Source organism: Streptomyces sp. NPDC048288, assembly GCF_043201555.1.
Lineage (GTDB): Bacteria > Actinomycetota > Actinomycetes > Streptomycetales > Streptomycetaceae > Streptomyces.
On record NZ_JBICZD010000015.1, the window covers coordinates 177,786 to 192,959 of the forward strand.

At 73.1% G+C, this 15,174-nt stretch carries 16 protein-coding genes and 1 pseudogene; 7 read left to right on the forward strand and 10 right to left on the reverse strand.

Translation table 11 applies throughout. The features are described from left to right. Position 1: 1 nt before the first annotated feature. The 7 genes and pseudogenes from paaE to ACGFZS_RS41470 form a co-directional block, all read right to left on the reverse strand. Complete coding sequence (gene paaE / locus ACGFZS_RS41440) at positions 2-1,114, reverse strand: 1,2-phenylacetyl-CoA epoxidase subunit PaaE (RefSeq protein ID WP_393799493.1); 1,113 nt, start codon at positions 1,112-1,114, stop codon at positions 2-4. After that, a complete protein-coding gene (paaD, locus tag ACGFZS_RS41445; protein WP_393799559.1) occupies positions 1,114-1,629 on the reverse strand; it encodes a 1,2-phenylacetyl-CoA epoxidase subunit PaaD in 516 nt (171 codons plus the stop codon). The genes paaE and paaD overlap by 1 nt, the downstream gene beginning before the upstream one ends. Then, the gene (paaC, locus tag ACGFZS_RS41450) at positions 1,626-2,459 is read right to left on the reverse strand and encodes a 1,2-phenylacetyl-CoA epoxidase subunit PaaC (protein ID WP_393799494.1); all 834 of its coding nucleotides are present in this window, start codon (positions 2,457-2,459) and stop codon (positions 1,626-1,628) included. Before paaC ends, paaD begins: the two co-directional genes overlap by 4 nt. Positions 2,460-2,468: 9 nt before the next feature. Beyond that, complete coding sequence (gene paaB / locus ACGFZS_RS41455; protein ID WP_355727655.1) at positions 2,469-2,759, reverse strand: 1,2-phenylacetyl-CoA epoxidase subunit PaaB; 291 nt, start codon at positions 2,757-2,759, stop codon at positions 2,469-2,471. Then, positions 2,756-3,727 carry a 1,2-phenylacetyl-CoA epoxidase subunit PaaA gene (gene paaA / locus ACGFZS_RS41460; RefSeq protein ID WP_393799495.1) on the reverse strand — a complete coding sequence of 324 codons (972 nt, stop codon included), beginning with the start codon at positions 3,725-3,727 and terminating at the stop codon, positions 2,756-2,758. The genes paaB and paaA overlap by 4 nt, the downstream gene beginning before the upstream one ends. A 120-nt stretch (positions 3,728-3,847) precedes the next feature. After that, positions 3,848-4,057, reverse strand: a pseudogene (locus tag ACGFZS_RS41465) (enoyl-CoA hydratase/isomerase family protein); the annotation flags it as partial. Next, positions 4,054-5,277: a thiolase family protein gene (locus ACGFZS_RS41470; RefSeq protein WP_393799496.1), complete on the reverse strand. Its 1,224-nt coding sequence runs from the start codon at positions 5,275-5,277 to the stop codon at positions 4,054-4,056. The pseudogene ACGFZS_RS41465 and the gene ACGFZS_RS41470, both read right to left, overlap by 4 nt. A 150-nt stretch (positions 5,278-5,427) precedes the next feature. Here ACGFZS_RS41470 and paaI point away from each other — a divergent pair, with 150 nt between their 5' ends. Genes paaI through ACGFZS_RS41485 form a run of 3 tightly spaced genes read left to right on the forward strand, consistent with a single transcriptional unit; the run spans position 5,428 to position 7,733 of the window. Further along, positions 5,428-5,859 (forward strand): hydroxyphenylacetyl-CoA thioesterase PaaI, encoded by a 432-nt coding sequence (gene paaI, locus ACGFZS_RS41475; protein ID WP_393799497.1) that lies wholly within the window; start codon positions 5,428-5,430, stop codon positions 5,857-5,859. Next, positions 5,856-7,202 (forward strand): phenylacetate--CoA ligase PaaK, encoded by a 1,347-nt coding sequence (paaK, locus tag ACGFZS_RS41480; protein WP_393799498.1) that lies wholly within the window; start codon positions 5,856-5,858, stop codon positions 7,200-7,202. Before paaI ends, paaK begins: the two co-directional genes overlap by 4 nt. 42 nt (positions 7,203-7,244) lie before the next feature. Then, complete coding sequence (locus ACGFZS_RS41485) at positions 7,245-7,733, forward strand: GNAT family N-acetyltransferase (RefSeq protein WP_393799499.1); 489 nt, start codon at positions 7,245-7,247, stop codon at positions 7,731-7,733. A 61-nt stretch (positions 7,734-7,794) separates the two neighbouring features. On the opposite strand, the gene ACGFZS_RS41490 is transcribed toward ACGFZS_RS41485, so the two are convergent. Beyond that, positions 7,795-8,853, reverse strand: a complete 1,059-nt coding sequence (locus tag ACGFZS_RS41490; protein ID WP_393799500.1) for a glycoside hydrolase family 5 protein — start codon at positions 8,851-8,853, stop codon at positions 7,795-7,797. 257 nt (positions 8,854-9,110) lie between these two features. Here ACGFZS_RS41490 and ACGFZS_RS41495 point away from each other — a divergent pair, with 257 nt between their 5' ends. After that, the gene (locus ACGFZS_RS41495) at positions 9,111-10,214 is read left to right on the forward strand and encodes a LacI family DNA-binding transcriptional regulator (protein WP_393799501.1); all 1,104 of its coding nucleotides are present in this window, start codon (positions 9,111-9,113) and stop codon (positions 10,212-10,214) included. Positions 10,215-10,235: 21 nt separating this feature from the next. On the opposite strand, the gene ACGFZS_RS41500 is transcribed toward ACGFZS_RS41495, so the two are convergent. Next, positions 10,236-11,804, reverse strand: coding sequence for an FAD-dependent monooxygenase (locus ACGFZS_RS41500; RefSeq protein WP_393799502.1), 1,569 nt, complete (start codon positions 11,802-11,804; stop codon positions 10,236-10,238). Positions 11,805-11,922: 118 nt separating this feature from the next. Next, positions 11,923-12,573 (reverse strand): NADPH-dependent F420 reductase, encoded by a 651-nt coding sequence (locus ACGFZS_RS41505; protein WP_393799503.1) that lies wholly within the window; start codon positions 12,571-12,573, stop codon positions 11,923-11,925. 74 nt (positions 12,574-12,647) lie between these two features. Here ACGFZS_RS41505 and ACGFZS_RS41510 point away from each other — a divergent pair, with 74 nt between their 5' ends. From ACGFZS_RS41510 to gap, 3 genes are all read left to right on the forward strand, one after another. Further along, a complete protein-coding gene (locus ACGFZS_RS41510) occupies positions 12,648-13,007 on the forward strand; it encodes a winged helix-turn-helix transcriptional regulator (RefSeq protein ID WP_393799504.1) in 360 nt (119 codons plus the stop codon). Between the two features lie 50 nt (positions 13,008-13,057). Further along, positions 13,058-14,014 carry a GlxA family transcriptional regulator gene (locus ACGFZS_RS41515; RefSeq protein WP_393660894.1) on the forward strand — a complete coding sequence of 319 codons (957 nt, stop codon included), beginning with the start codon at positions 13,058-13,060 and terminating at the stop codon, positions 14,012-14,014. Positions 14,015-14,149: 135 nt separating this feature from the next. Beyond that, on the forward strand, positions 14,150-15,145 hold the full coding sequence (gap, locus tag ACGFZS_RS41520; protein WP_393799505.1) for a type I glyceraldehyde-3-phosphate dehydrogenase: 996 nt from the start codon (positions 14,150-14,152) through the stop codon (positions 15,143-15,145). The last annotated feature ends 29 nt before the right edge of the window (positions 15,146-15,174 follow it).

Here is a 15,174-nt window from a genome sequence, read left to right on the forward strand (position 1 = left end):
GTCAGCTGTCGAAGTCGACCGTCAGCTTCTCGGAGACCGGGTACGACTGGCAGGTCAGCACGTACCCGGCGGCCACCTCGGCCGGTTCGAGGGCGTAGTTGCGGCGCATGTCGGCCTCGCCGTCGGTGATGCGCGCACGGCAGGTGCCGCACACGCCGCCCTTGCAGGCGAAGGGGAGGTCCGGGCGGATGCGGGCGGCGGAGTCGAGGAGTGTGGTGCCGCGCGGCAGCCGGGCGGTGGTGGAGCGGCCGTCCAGGGTGACGGTGACCTCGCTGGCCGGGCCCGTGGCCACCGCGTCCTCGTGCCGGAGGGGTTCGATCGGCTCGTCGGCGTAGAAGAGTTCCTGGTGGACCCGGCCGCCGGGCACGCCCAGCGCGGCCAGGAGCTGTTGGGCGTCGCGGACCATCCCGTGCGGGCCGCACAGCCACCAGTGGTCGGCGGACGGGACGTCGATCAGCCCCTCGATCAGCGCGCCGAGCCGGTCGCCGTCGAGGCGGCCGGAGAGCAGGTCGGCCTCGCGGGGTTCGCGGGACAGCACATGGGCGAGGTGGAAGCGGGCGCGGTACTCGTCCTTCAGGTCGGCCAGTTCGTCGGCGAACATCACGGTGTCGGTGCGCCGGTTGCCGTAGAACAGGGTGACCCGCGAGCGGTCGTCGGCGGCCAGGACCGACTCGGCGATGGACATCATGGGGGTGATGCCCGAGCCGGCCGCGATCAGCACATGGTGGCCGGGCACCGTGAGGTCGGGGGTGAAGGCCCCGGTCGGTGGCATGACCTGGACGGTGTCGCCCGGGCGTACCTCGTGGACCAGCCAGGAGGAGAAGAGTCCGCCGGGCACCTCGCGGACGCCGATGCGGGGCGGTGCGCCGGCCGGCGAGCAGATCGAGTACGAGCGCCGTTCGTCCCGTCCGCCGACCTCGCGGCGGAGGGTCAGCGACTGTCCGGGGCCGAAGGCGAACTCCTCGGTGAGGGCCGCGGGGACGTCGAAGGTCACCGCCACGGCGTCCTCGCACAGCCGCTGCACCGCGGCGACGCGCAGGGGATGGAAGGCCGGGCGGCGGCGCCGTGCCGTCGTCGCGGGGGCACCGGCGGTCGGTGCCGTCAGCTCTGCCATCAGATCTCCTTGACGTACTCGAACGGCTCGCGGCAGCTGAGGCACCGCCACAGCGCCTTGCAGGAGGTGGCCGCGAAGCGGGAGGTCTCCTCGGTGTCGGCCGATCCGCAGCGCGGGCACGCGACCGTGCGCCGGGTGGGCGACAGGGTCAGCGGGACGGGACCGGCCGGGTGCCGGGGCGCCGTCATCGGCGGGGCGATGCCGTGTTCGGCGAGCTTGCGGCGTCCGTCGGGGGTGATCCAGTCGCTGGTCCACGGCGGGTCCAGGACCGTGCGGATCTCCACCCGGGCGAAGCCGGCGTCCCGCAGCCGCGCGGCGACCCCGGCGCGCATCTCGGCCATGGCGGGGCAGCCGGAGTAGGTCGGGGTGAGGCTCGCGACCACCGTGCCGTCGGCCTCGACGGCGACCTCGCGCAGCACCCCGAGGTCGGCGAGGGTGAGCATGGGAAGTTCGGGGTCGGGGACCTGTTCGGCGAGGTGCCGGGCCCGCCGGAGGTCGGACAGCACGGTGGTCACCACGTCGCCTCCGGGTGGGCGCGGGCCACGCTCTGCAGTTCGGCGAGGAGCGGGGCGAGGTGCTCGGTGTGGTCGCCGTCGCGGCCGTCGCCGGGCCGGGGCGCGGGGTGCGGCAGGGGCAGTCCGGCGGCGTCGAGGACCTGCCGGAGGTCCGCCTGGACCGCCTCGCGGACGTCCTGTGCGGCGAACAGCTCCGCCCAGTGGGGAGACTGCGCTTCCAGGGCCGTCAGCATGCGCGCGTGGGACTCCTCGGTGCCGTCGCCCAGGCGTACGACCCACTCGGCGGCGTACTGCCGGTGGTAGGTGAGTTCCTTGACGCCCTTGGCGGCGATCGCCGCGAGCACCGGGTCGGGTGCGGCGGCCAGTTCGGTGAAGTGGGCCAGGCGCCAGCTGGCGAAGACCAGGAGCCGCAGGACGGAGAAGGCGAAGTCGCCGTTGGGGAGTTCGGCGAGGGTCACGTTGCGGAAGTCGGCGGGGCCGCGGAAGTAGGCGTAGGCGTCCTCCGTGCGGCCGGTGCCGTCCGTCTGGCCGCAGCGGGAGTAGAGCAGGCGGGCCTGGCCGAGCAGGTCGAGCCCGATGTTGGCCAGCGCCACCTCCTCCTCCAGTTCGGGGGCGAGGGTGACCCACTCGGCGAGCCGCTGGGCCAGGACCAGGGCGTCGTCGCCGAGCGCCAGGCACAGGGCGGCCAGCGCGGTGGCGTCGACGCCCTCGGGCACGGTGGTGTCGACACCGTGCAGCGGGTCCTCGAAGCCGGTCCCGAACGCCCAGCGGGCGTCGCCGTCGTCGTGGCCCTCGGCCAGGCTCAGGTAGACGTGGTCGTCGTCGCTCATCACCGGCTCCTAGATGTGCGGGACATCGTCGGGGATGTCGTAGAACGTCGGGTGCCGGTAGACCTTGTCGGCGCTCGGGTCGAAGAAGGGGTCCTTCTCGTCCCGGGTGGAGGCGGCGATGCGGTCCGAGCGCACGGCCCAGATGCTGACGCCCTCGTTGCGCCGGGTGTACAGATCGCGGGCGTGGGTGAGGGCCATCTGGTCGTCGGCCGCGTGCAGCGAGCCGACGTGGACGTGGTTGAGGCCGCGCTTGCCCCGGACGAAGATCTCGTACAGCGGCCAGTTCCCGGTGTCGCTCATGCCACAGCCTCCTCGCGTGCCCGGGCGGCCTGCTTGGCGGCGTGGGCGCCGGCGGCCGCACGCACCCAGGCACCCTCCTCGTGGGCGGTGCGTCGGCGTTCCGTCCGCTGCGCGTTACAGGGGCCGTTGCCGCTGATGACTTCCTTGAGCTCGGAGAAGTCGGGGGTGCCGAAGTCGTGGTGGCCGCGCTCCTCGTTCCAGCGCAGCTCGGGGTCGGGCAGGGTCACGCCGAGCCGGGCCGCCTGGGGCACGGTCATGTCGACGAAGCGGCGGCGCAGCTCGTCGTTGCTGTGCCGCTTGATCTTCCAGGCCATCGACTGCGCCGAGTTGGGCGAGTCGTCGTCGGGCGGTCCGAACATCATCAGGGACGGCCACCACCAGCGGTCCACGGCGTCCTGGACCATCTCCCGCTGGGCGTCGGTGCCGCGCATCATGGTCATCAGCAGTTCGTAGCCCTGCCGCTGGTGGAAGGACTCCTCCTTGCAGATCCGGACCATCGCCCGCGCGTAGGGGCCGTAGGAGCTGCGGCACAGCGGCACCTGGTTGCAGATGGCGGCGCCGTCCACGAACCAGCCGATGACGCCGACGTCCGCGAAGCTGAGCGTCGGGTAGTTGAAGATCGACGAGTACTTCTGGCGGCCTTCGACCAGGCGCTCGGTGAGGTCCGCGCGGTCGGCGCCCAGGGTCTCGGCGGCCGAGTACAGGTACAGGCCGTGACCGGCCTCGTCCTGGACCTTGGCGAACAGGATCGCCTTGCGGCGCAGCGACGGCGCCCTGGTGATCCACTCGCCTTCCGGCTGCATGCCGATGATCTCCGAGTGCGCGTGCTGGGCGATCTGCCGGACCAGCGTCCTGCGGTAGCCCTCCGGCATCCAGTCACGCGGCTCGATCCGCTGGTCCCGCGCGATCGTCGCCTCGAAGTGGGACTCCAGCGCGTGCTCGGCGTCCCTTCCGGCCGCTTCAGTCATCTCCACCAACTCCCAACCGACCATTCGTTCGGTTCATCATAAGGTGCTCCCTCCCCGATCTGGCAAGGGCCGCGCCCGACCAGGTCACGCGGAAGGGCGGCCGCCCCGCCGCGGTCACCGGGCGATGTCGGCGCCGCCCGCGAAGACCCCGCCGTGGCCGGTCGGGAGCAGCAGCCCGGGTTCGGTCTCCAGCCGCTCGCACACCTGGTGCAGTTCGGTGATCATCCGGCCGCTGATGGTGTTGCGGGCCTCGGGGCGGTGCAGAGTGACGACGACCCGGTCGGCCCGCTCCTGCACCAGCAGCGTCTCGCACTCCGGGGAGCCGGTCACACCCGCTCCACCAGCAGGGCGACACCCTGGCCGACGCCCACGCAGAGCGTGGCAAGGCCGCGGCGGCCGTTCTCCCGCTCCAGGCGGCCGAGGAGGGTCAGCAGGATGCGGGCGCCGGAGCAGCCGAGCGGATGCCCCAGGGCGATGGCGCCGCCGTCGGCGTTGACCCGGCCCTCGTCGAGCTTGAGCCGGCGGATGACGGCGAGGGCCTGGGCGGCGAACGCCTCGTTGAGTTCCACGGCGTCCAGGTCGCCGCTCTGCCAGCCGGCCCGGGCGAGGGCCTTCTCGGTGGCGGGGACCGGGCCGAGGCCCATGAGGTGGGGCTGGACCCCGGCGGAGGCGGAGGCGACGATCCGGGCCCGGGGCGTGAGGCCGTACCGCTCCACCGCCTCGGCACCGGCGACCACCAGGGCCGCCGCGCCGTCGGACAGCGGCGAGGACGAGCCGGCCGTGACGATGCCGTCCGCGCGGAAGACGGTCCGCAGGGAGCCCAGCTTCTCCAGGGTGGTGGCGGGACGGGGGCCCTCGTCCCGGGCCACCTCGCCGTCGCGCACCGGGACCGGCACGATCTCGCGGTCGAAGCGGCCCGCCTCCTGGGCGGCCACGGCCCGCTGGTGGCTGCGCAGGGCGAAGGCGTCGGAGTCGGCGCGGGTGATGCCGTCCAGGGCCGCGGCCTCCTCCGCGGTCTCGCCCATGGAGAGGGTGACCCGCACCACCCCCGGTCCGGCGTCCGCGGGCACGGCACGGTCGGCGGCGGTGAAGCGCGGGTTGGTGAACCGCCAGCCCAGGGCGGTGTCGTGCACCTGACCGGGCTTGGCCCACGGGGTGCCGGGCTTCTCCATCACCCAGGGCGCCCGGGTCATGGACTCCACTCCCCCGGCGACCACCAGCTCCGCCTCCCCCGCGCGGATCGACTGGGCCGCCGAGGCCACGGCGGTCAGGCCCGAGGCGCACAGGCGGTTGACGGTGTAGCCGGGCACGGTGTGCGGCAGCCCGGCGAGCAGCACCGCCATCCGGGCCACGTCCCGGTTGTCCTCGCCCGCCTGGTTGGCGGCCCCCAGCACGACCTCGTCCACGGCCGCACCGGGCACACCGGCACGGCGGACGGCCTCACCGACGACGAGGGCGGCGAGGTCGTCGGGGCGCACCGCGGCCAGGGCACCGCCGTAGCGGCCCTGCGGGGTGCGGGCCCCGTCGATCAGGAACACGTCGTCGGACATCGGACAGCCTCCTCGGCTCAGGGGTGGACGGCACCCCGCGCGCGCCTTTCGACGGCCCCGTTCCCCCTCTTGACATGCGGGGGCCTTGCTGGATTACTTGACCACGCCGCACGCTAACCGAATGTTCGGTCGGTTCACAAGGTGGTGGAAATGACGACCCAGGTACCGGGTACGACACCTGGCCCCGTCGAAACGATGTTCGCCGCGGACGAGGCGTCCCGGCGGCTGGGCATCGAGTTGCTGGAGCACGGCGAGGGGACCGCCGTCCTGCGGATGACCGTGTCCGCCTCCCAGGTCAACGGACACCGGATCGCCCACGGCGGCTATGTGTTCCTGCTCGCCGACTCGGCGTTCGCCTACGCCTGCAACAGCCACGGCCCCGTGACCGTCGCCGCCGGCGCCGACATCGACTTCATCGCCCCGGCGTACGAGGGAGACGTCCTGGTCGCCACCGCGCGGGAGCGCGTCCGGTTCGGCCGCAGCGGTGTCTACGACGTGAGGGTCGTGCGCGGCGACGAGGTGATCGCGGAGTTCCGCGGCCGCAGTCGCACCCTGCGCACGAAGAAGGAGGAGCCGCAATGAGCAGCGAAGTGATCGCGCCCGAGCCCAGGGGCACTCGCCGGGGAGAGCCGCTCCCCGAGGCACTGCTGGACGACGCCGAGCGGATGTCCCGCGCGGAGCTCCAGGCGCTCCAGCTCACCCGGCTCCGCGCGACACTGCGGCACGCGTACGACAACGTCGAGCTGTACCGCGAGAAGTTCGACGCGGCCGGTGTGCGCCCCGACGACTGCCACACCCTCGCCGACCTCGCCCGCTTCCCCTTCACGACCAAGGCCGACCTGCGGGACACCTACCCCTTCGGCATGTTCGCCGTACCGATGTCCGAGGTACGGCGGGTGCACGCCTCCAGCGGCACCACCGGCCGCCCCACCGTGGTGGGTTACACCGACAACGACCTGTCGATGTGGGCGGACGTCGTCGCCCGCTCCATCCGGGCCGCCGGCGGCCGCCCCGGGCACAAGGTCCATGTCTCCTACGGCTACGGGCTGTTCACCGGCGGCCTGGGCGCCCACTACGGCGCCGAGCGCGCCGGCTGCACGGTGATCCCCGCGTCCGGCGGGATGACCGCGCGCCAGGTGCAGATCATCCAGGACTTCCGGCCCGAGATCATCATGGTCACGCCCTCCTACATGCTGACCCTGCTCGACGAGTTCGAGCGCCAGGGCATCGACCCGCGCTCCACCTCCCTGAAGGTGGGCATCTTCGGTGCCGAGCCCTGGACGGAGGAGATGCGCCGCGAGATCGAGGAGCGGCTCGACATCCACGCGGTCGACATATACGGGCTGTCCGAGGTGATCGGACCCGGGGTGGCGCAGGAGTGCGTGGACACCAAGGACGGGCTGCACGTCTGGGAGGACCACTTCTACCCCGAGGTCGTGGACCCGCTGGGCGACGAGGTGCTGGCCGCCGGCGAGAGCGGGGAACTGGTCTTCACCTCGCTCACCAAGGAGGCGCTGCCCGTCGTCCGCTACCGCACCCGTGACCTGACGCGGCTGCTGCCGGGCACCGCACGCCCCGGGTTCCGCCGTATCGAGAAGATCACCGGCCGCTCCGACGACATGATCATCCTGCGCGGGGTCAACGTCTTCCCCAGCCAGGTGGAGGAGATCGTGCTGCGCACGCCGGGCGTGACCCCGCACTTCCAGATCCAGATCAGCCGGAAGGAACGGATGGACCACATGACCGTCCGCGTGGAGGCCCGGCCCGACGCCGGCCCCGCCGACCGCGCGGCCGCCGCCCGGACCATCGCCCAGGGCGTCAAGGACGGCGTCGGGGTCAGCGTCGAGGTCGACGTGGTCGACCCGGAGACCCTGGAGCGCTCCCTCGGCAAGCTCCGCCGGGTCAGGGACCTGCGCAGGTCCTAATCCACTGGCGGGCGGCGGGCCGGGGTGCCTACCGTCCTCCCCATGCCCGAGCTCCAGTTGCTCCGAGCGGACCACACCCCCGCGCTCCTCGCCTTCGAGCGGGAGAACCGCGCCTATTTCGCGGCGGTGATCCCCGATCGCGGCGACGACTACTTCGCCCGGTTCGACGAGATCCACCGCGCGCGGCTGGCCGAACAGGAGGCCGGGGTCTGCTACTTCCATGTGCTGGTCGACGCGGCGGGCGCGGTGCTGGGGCGGATCAACCTGGTGGACGTGGCGGACGGCGCGGCCGATCTGGGCTACCGGATCGCGGAGCGCGCCGCCGGGCGCGGGCTGGCCACCTCGGCCGTGCGGGAGATCTGCCGACTCGCCGCCGACGGCTACGGACTGACCGCGCTGCGGGCCGCCGCGCGGCAGGAGAACGCGGCGTCCCGGACCGTACTGGACCGCAACGGCTTCACCGTCACCGGCGAGATCCTGCTCTCGGGCCGCCCCGGTCTGACCTACCTGCGCCGGCTCCAGGGGGCATGAGCCGCCCTGACCGGCACCGGGCCGCGGCGCCCGTGGTGCGCCGCGGCCCTCCGGGAACCGGTCAGCCGCTCACCGGCCTGCCACGGCCCCACGCCCAGGCGAGGCGGTCGGCGCCGGACTGGTTGGTGGTGGCCAGCCAGGGGCGGGACGCGTCGCCGATCAGCTTCTGGATCGAGTACGTGTCGTCGGTGCGCAGGCCCGGCCAGTACACCGAGCCCATGCCGAGCTCGCGGAACACGTCGGTGTCGGCCTGGATGAAGTTGACGGAGTTGTCGTCCGGCGCGGGCTTGTTGTAGTCGAGGCCCGTGGTCATCGGGGCACCGAACTCGTCGGCGACGGTGCGTCCCGCGCAGTCGCCGAGGCGCTCCTTGAGGTCGGCCGCCCACTGGTCGTAGGTGGCGTAGCTCTTCCAGAACCCGTAGTGGTGCAGGGAGAGGTAGGTGCCCTTCAGGCGCGGGTCGGCGCAGACGGTGGTGACGTGGTCGTTGTAGCCGGCGCCGGAGACGAAGACCCGGTTGTGCGGGACGGACGGGTAGGTCGCCAGCCACTTGGCGGCGAGGTCGGCCCATTCGGCGTCGGTGTAGCCGTGCGGCTCGTTCATCGGCTCGAAGTAGACGTGCGGGTCGTGCCGGTAGGCCTTGACGACCGTGTTCCACATGGGCCAGTAGGTGGCCTCGTCGTCGATGAAGCCGTCCTTGTTGGCGCCGGTGCCCTCCCAGTAGGAGACGATCACCTTGAAGCCCTGGGCGGAGGCCGCGTCGATGACCCCGCGGTACGACTTCCAGTACGAGCCGTTCACCGTGTACGGGTTGATGGGCAGCCGTACGGTGTTGGCCCCGAGGTTGGCGCGGAACGCCGCGATCACCCGGGTCGCCTTGGCGTAGGTCTGGGTGTAGCTGTCGGAGAGCGACAGGCCGGAGAGGACCACCGGGTCGTCGGCGTAGTTGTCGCGCGGGTCGGCCCAGTTGACGCCCTTGAACTGGCTGGTGCCGTGGCCCGGGACGGCGGCGGAGGCCGGGCTGCCGGTGAGGGTGGTGGCGCCCACCGCGGCGATCGCGACCGCCGCGAGGGCGGCGCGGGTACGGGGGGTGATACGGGTTCTGGCGGGGGTCTTGCGCATCAACGTGCCCTTTCAGGAGACGGCGGCTCGACGCAGGGGCCCGACGGCCCCGGACCACGTGTTCACGTAAACATCGACGCGGTGTGTTTACGTGAACATCCGCTGCGCGACGCTGCGACGGGATCTCCGTCGGGGCTGGTCACACGGCGATGTTTACGTAAACTCGAAAGCGTCGGAATCGTGGCATCCGCCCCTGCGGCCGTCAAGGTTTCCGGTCCCGACTTCCCGTGCATGAAGGAGAATTGAGGGGTGGGGCGATGGAGCTGAACGAGCCGGAGCAGTGGGTGCCGCCGGCCGCGGGCAGTGCGCGGCGCAGCGGGTCCGGGGTGCCCGGCGGGCGCCGCAAGCAGCGGGTCTCCATGGCCGATGTCGCCGAACTCGCCGGGGTCTCCTCGCAGACCGTCTCGCGGGTCTCCAACGGCCATCCGGGGGTGATCGCCGCCACCCGGGAGCAGGTGCTCGCCGCGATGCGCGAGCTGGGCTACCGGCCCAACAGCGCGGCGCGCGCCCTGCGTTACGGCCAGTTCAACACCATCGGCGTGATCCTGTTCAGCCTGGCCTCCACGGGCAGCAGCCGTACCGTGGAGGCGATCGCCACGCATGCCGCGGCCGAGGGGTACGCGATCACCCTCATCCCCATCGACGTGGCCACCCAGGACAACGTGCTCGGCGCCTTCACGCGGATGGGCGAGCTGGCCGTGGACGCCGTCATCGTCATCATGGAGATCCACCTGCTCGACAGCGGTACGGTCCAACTGCCGCCCGGCGTCCATGTCGTGGTGGTGGACTCGGATGCCGGGGACCGCTACAGCGTGGTCGACACCGACCAGGCCGACGGCGCCCGCAAGGCCGTACGGCATCTGCTGGAGCTGGGACACCGGACCGTGTGGCACGTGTCCGGTCCCGGGACGTCGTACGCGGGCGAGCGCCGCACCCAGGCCTGGCGGGCCGTACTGGAGGAGGCCGGGCGCCCGGTCCCGGCGCCGCTGCGCGGTGACTGGTCGGCCGAGTCGGGTTACGCGGCCGGACTGGCGCTCGCCGAAGAGCCGGGCTGCACCGCCGTGTTCGCGTCCAACGACCAGATGGCCCTGGGGCTGCTGCGCGCCTTCCACGAGCGGGGCCGGTCCGTACCGGCGGACATCAGTGTGGTCGGCTTCGACGACACCCCCGACGCGGCCTTCTTCATCCCGCCCCTCACCACCGTCCACCAGGACTTCGCCGAGGTCGGCCGCCGCTGCGTGCAGGGCGTCCTGCGTCAGATCCGCACCCGCGACGACTCCCGCCCCGGCACCGATCTCGTCCCGGCCCACCTGGTGATCCGGGCCAGCACCGCCCCGCCCCGCGCCTCGGCCGGAGCCTGATCGCGCCTCAGGTCCTTCAGGTCAGCCGGCCGGCGCGTGCGAGGTGAGGGCGGTCAGGGCGTGCCGGAGGGTGGTGCCGTTCGACGGGGGTTCGTCCCAGCGGGCGGCGATGTGGCCGTCCGGGCGGACGAGGAGGGCGCCGCCGCGCGGGCTCGGGCGGTCCGGGCCGGCGTGCTCCCCCGGCAGGGCCTCGACCCGCAACGGCCAGCGGGCGGTGCCCTGTTGTTCCCAGCGGGCCGGGTCCGGGGTGAGCAGGGTGAACCACTCGCCGCAGGCGTCGAGCGTCGAGCGGTCCGGGCCGAGCCAGTGGTGGGGCATGCGGTGGCCCGGCAGCGCGGTGGGGACGTACTCGGTGCCGCAGGGGTCGGGCGGGCCGGCGTGGTCGGCCAGGACGGCAGCGGAGCGGTAGGCCACGCCGAGCACCAGGCCGAGTTGCGCGAAGTACCGTTCCGACCAGGGCAGTTCGACCGGTGTGGACGCCGACGCGCCGCAGCGGAGGTGTTCGGTGCGCAGCTTCTGCACCTGGATGAGGAGTTCGGTGTTCCCGACGGCCTGGCGGAGCGTCTCGCGGGCGACGGGCAGCCGCTCCGTCTCGTACGTTTCCAGCAGGGCCGGTGCGGCCCAGCCCTGGAGCACGCCGGCCAGTTTCCAGCAGAGGTTGTGGGCGTCGGCGACGCCGACGTTCATGCCCAGGCCGCCGATCGGGGGGACCGCGTGCGCGGCGTCGCCGGCCAGCAGGACCCGGCCCCGGGCGAAGCGCTCGGCCACGGACGCGGACATCGACCAGTGCTGGACCCGTACCACGTCGGCCCGTACGTCGGCGCCGGGGCCGAGGGCCCGGGAGACGAGGCCGGACCAGTCGGCGTGCTCGGCGTCGCCGGGCGTGGCGCCGAACCAGGCCCAGCCGCCGTCGGGGTAGAGCGGGGTGAAGGTGCCGAACGCCGTGAAGTAGACCCCGGCGGGCTGGTCCGCGCACCAGCGGGCCAGGTCGGCGTCGAAGACGACGGTGGTGAAGCTGCCGAGCGCTCCGGGACCGGTGCTGCCGATGCCCAGCCGCTCGCGGACGGTGGAGTTCGCGCCGTCGGCGGCGAGCACGTACCGGGCGCGGACACGGGTGCGGGTGCCGCGTTCCCGGTCGGCGACCAGGGCGAGGACACCCTCGGATTCCTCCTCCAGGCCGACGAGTTCGGCTCCGAACCGTACGTCTCCCCCGGCCGCCGAGAGCAGGACGGGCTCCAGCCGGTCCTGCGAGGTGAGCGTGCCGACGACCGGGCTCTCGGGCACCGGCGCGTGCACGCCGACCATCGCGGCGGTGGCGAAGTCGGGGTCGTACAGGGTGTCGCGGAACCGGACCCGGCCGTACTCGGGCGCGAACGCGTCGGCCGCGATCCGGTCGGCGATCCCGAGCTGCCGGAAGATCTCCATCGAGCGCACGTTGACCAGCCGGGACCGGGGGAACGGGGACAGCTCGCGATGCTTCTCGACCAGCAGGGTCGGCACGCCCCAGCGGTCCAGCAACGCCCGGGCGGTGAGCCCGACCGGCCCACCGCCGACGATCAGCACCGGCACCTCGACGTCCGCTCCAGGCATGACTCCATCATCCGGGCCCGCCGCCCGGCCGCAATCACCGCGGATCGGGGTACACCCGAACGGGTCCCGGCAGGCGCGACGGACCCGGCTGGCGCGACGCTCCCGGCGGCCCCGGCGGTCATGTCCGGGGACCGGCCGCGTACGCCAGCGGTGGCGCCATGGCCTGGACGTCCGCTCCCTCGCCGACCCACAGCCCGATGTACAGCGCGGCGGCCGCCTCCAGGAGCCCCGCCCGGTCGAGACCACCGGCGGCCAGCGGTGCGCAGCCCACGTCCCGCACCAGCCGGCCCACCCGCGCGAGCGCCTCCTCGTCGTCCCCGCAGAGCGGAACGGCCAGCGGCCGCCCGTCGAAGACCGGTGGCCGCATGCGCCACACGTCCTCGTGGCAGAGATTGAACGCCTTGACCACATGGGCTCCCGGCGCCGCCGCGGCCAGTCGCCGCGCCGCCGACGCACCGCCCTCCGTCAGCAGCCGGAATCCCGCGCCGACCGGATTGGAGCAGTCGATCACCGTCCTCCCGTCGAGGGCCGCCCGCAACTCCCCCACCACGGCCGCGCCCGCCGCGAAGGGCAGTGCGGCCAGCACCACGGGACCGGACTCGGCCGCCGCGCGCGGACCGGCGGCCCGGATGCCGGCCCCGATCCGCGCCGCGAGCCGTTCGGCCCTGCCGATGTCCCGTCCTCCGACGGTGACCTGGTGCCCGGCCCGCGCCCAGTGGGTGGCGAGGGCGTCCGCCATGTTGCCCGTCCCCAGTACGCCGATCCGCATCAACCGCTCCTTCTCCAGGCCTGCTTGAGTCGTTCGCACCGACGCTACGCAGCCCGTCGGGCACCATCTGGTACGTGACGACCGACGCCTTCCTCGCCGACTGCCGCGCCCGCCTCGCCTTCGACCTGCTCTCGCACACCTGGAACGCCGTGGTGCTCTGGGCCCTGCGGGACGGGCCGAGGCGCCCGCTCGAACTGCGGGAGCGGATCGGGGGCATCAGCTCCAAGGTGCTCACCGAGACCCTGCGGCGCCTGCAGTTCAACGGTCTGGTGACGCGCCGGTCGTTCCCCGGGGCACCGCCGCGCGTGGAGTACCGGCTCACCGCTCTCGGACGGTCGTTGCTGGGCCCCATCGACGCCGTCGGAGCCTGGGCCTTCGCGCACGGCGACGAGGTCATGGCCGCACAGGAATCCGGCGGCACCGCCACCGAGTGAGCGACCGCGTCGGACGCCGGTGCCGGTCACGGGCTCGTACCCTGTGCGGTGTGCCTGCCTCCCGTCTGCATCGCGTCGCCGTCCTGGTGCTGGAGGGGGCGAAGCCCCTGGACGTCGGGATCCCGGCGCAGGTGTTCACGACCCGGGCGAGCATGCCGTACGAGGTACGGGTGTGCGGGGCGGCGCCCGGTCTGGTCACCGGTGGCGACGGGCTGTCGTACCACGTCGCCCACGGCCTCGACGCGCTGCAGTGGGCGGAGATCGTGTTCGTGCCCGGGTACCGGTTCCCGGACCGGGAGGACCCGCCGCCGGCCGTCGTGGACGCGCTGCTGGCCGCGCACGCGCGGGGTGCGCGGCTGGCCGCGATCTCCACCGGGGCCTTCGCGCTCGCCGCGACCGGGCTGCTCGACGGGCGGCGGGCCACGACGCACTGGCACTACACGCGGGCGCTCGCCGAGAGGCATCCGCTGGTCAAGGTCGACGAGAACGTGCTGTTCGTCGACGAGGGCAGTGTGCTGACGTCGGCCGGTGCCGCCTCGGGCATCGACCTGTGCCTGCACATCCTGCGCGGTGACCTCGGGGTCGCCGCGTCCAACCACGCGGCCCGGCGGCTGGTCGCGGCGCCCTATCGCAGCGGCGGTCAGGCGCAGTACGTGCCGCGCAGTGTGCCCGAGCCGCTGGGTGAGCGGTTCGCCGCGACCCGCGAATGGGCCCTGCATCGGCTGGACGGACCGCTCACCCTCGACGCGCTCGCCCGGCACGCGGGGGTCTCGGCGCGCACCTTCTCCCGGCGCTTCGCCGAGGACACCGGGTACACGCCGATGCAGTGGGTGATGCGGGCCCGCATCGACCTGGCGCGGGAGTTGCTGGAGCGCTCGGAGCGGAGCGTCGAGCAGATCGCCGACGACGTCGGCCTCGGCACCGGCGCCAACCTGCGGCTGCACTTCCAGCGGATCCTCGGGACGACACCGAGCGACTACCGGCGCACGTTCACCAAGGGCGAGTAGCGACGGCCGGGCGCCCCACGTGCGGCGAGGTCTCCGGCGACTGCTGGCGGAATCCTTTCGAACCATGGCGATCTCGCCGCTGTCGCCGCCGGACGCGGGCCGCGAACCTGGGGGTGTAGCGAAGGGACGCCATTCATGACTCGTATCGCCATCAACGGATTCGGCCGCATCGGACGCAATGTGCTGCGCGCTCTGCTGGAGCGGGACAGCGACCTGGAGGTCGTCGCCGTCAACGACCTCACCGAGCCCACCGCGCTCGCGCGGCTGCTCGCCTTCGACTCGACGGCGGGCCGGCTGGGACGTCCGGTGAGCGTCGACGGGGACGTCCTCGTCGTCGACGGCCGCCGTATCAAGGTGCTCGCCGAACGCGATCCGGCGCAGCTGCCGTGGGCCGAGCTCGGCGTGGACCTCGCGCTGGAGTCGACCGGCCGCTTCACGTCGGCGAAGGCCGCCCGCGCCCACCTCGACGCGGGTGCGCGGAAGGTGCTGGTCAGCGCGCCGTCGGACGGTGCCGACGTCACGCTCGCGTACGGCGTGAACACCGACGCGTACGACCCGCAGACGCACACGGTCGTCTCCAACGCCTCCTGCACGACCAACGCGCTCGCGCCGCTGGCCGCCGTCCTCGACGAACTCGCCGGGATCGAGCACGGGTTCATGACGACGGTGCACGCGTACACCCAGGAGCAGAACCTCCAGGACGGCCCGCACCGCGACCCGCGGCGCGCCCGGGCCGCGGGGGTCAACATCGTGCCGACGACGACGGGCGCCGCCAAGGCGATCGGCCTGGTGCTGCCGAACCTCGACGGCAGGCTGTCCGGCGACTCGATCCGGGTGCCGGTGCCGGTGGGCTCGATCGTCGAGCTGAACACGACGGTCTCCCGTGACGTGACCCGTGACGACGTGCTGGCCGCGTACCGCGCGGCGGCGGACGGGCCGCTCGCGGGCGTCCTCGAGTACTCGGAGGACGCGCTGGTGTCCTCGGACATCACGGGCAACCCGGCCTCGTCGATCTTCGACTCGGCCCTGACCCGTGTCGACGGCCGGCACGTGAAGGTGGTCGCCTGGTACGACAACGAGTGGGGCTTCTCCAACCGCGTGATCGACACGCTGGAGCTGCTCGCGCGCTGACGGGCGGAGCGGCCGGCCACGGTTCGGTG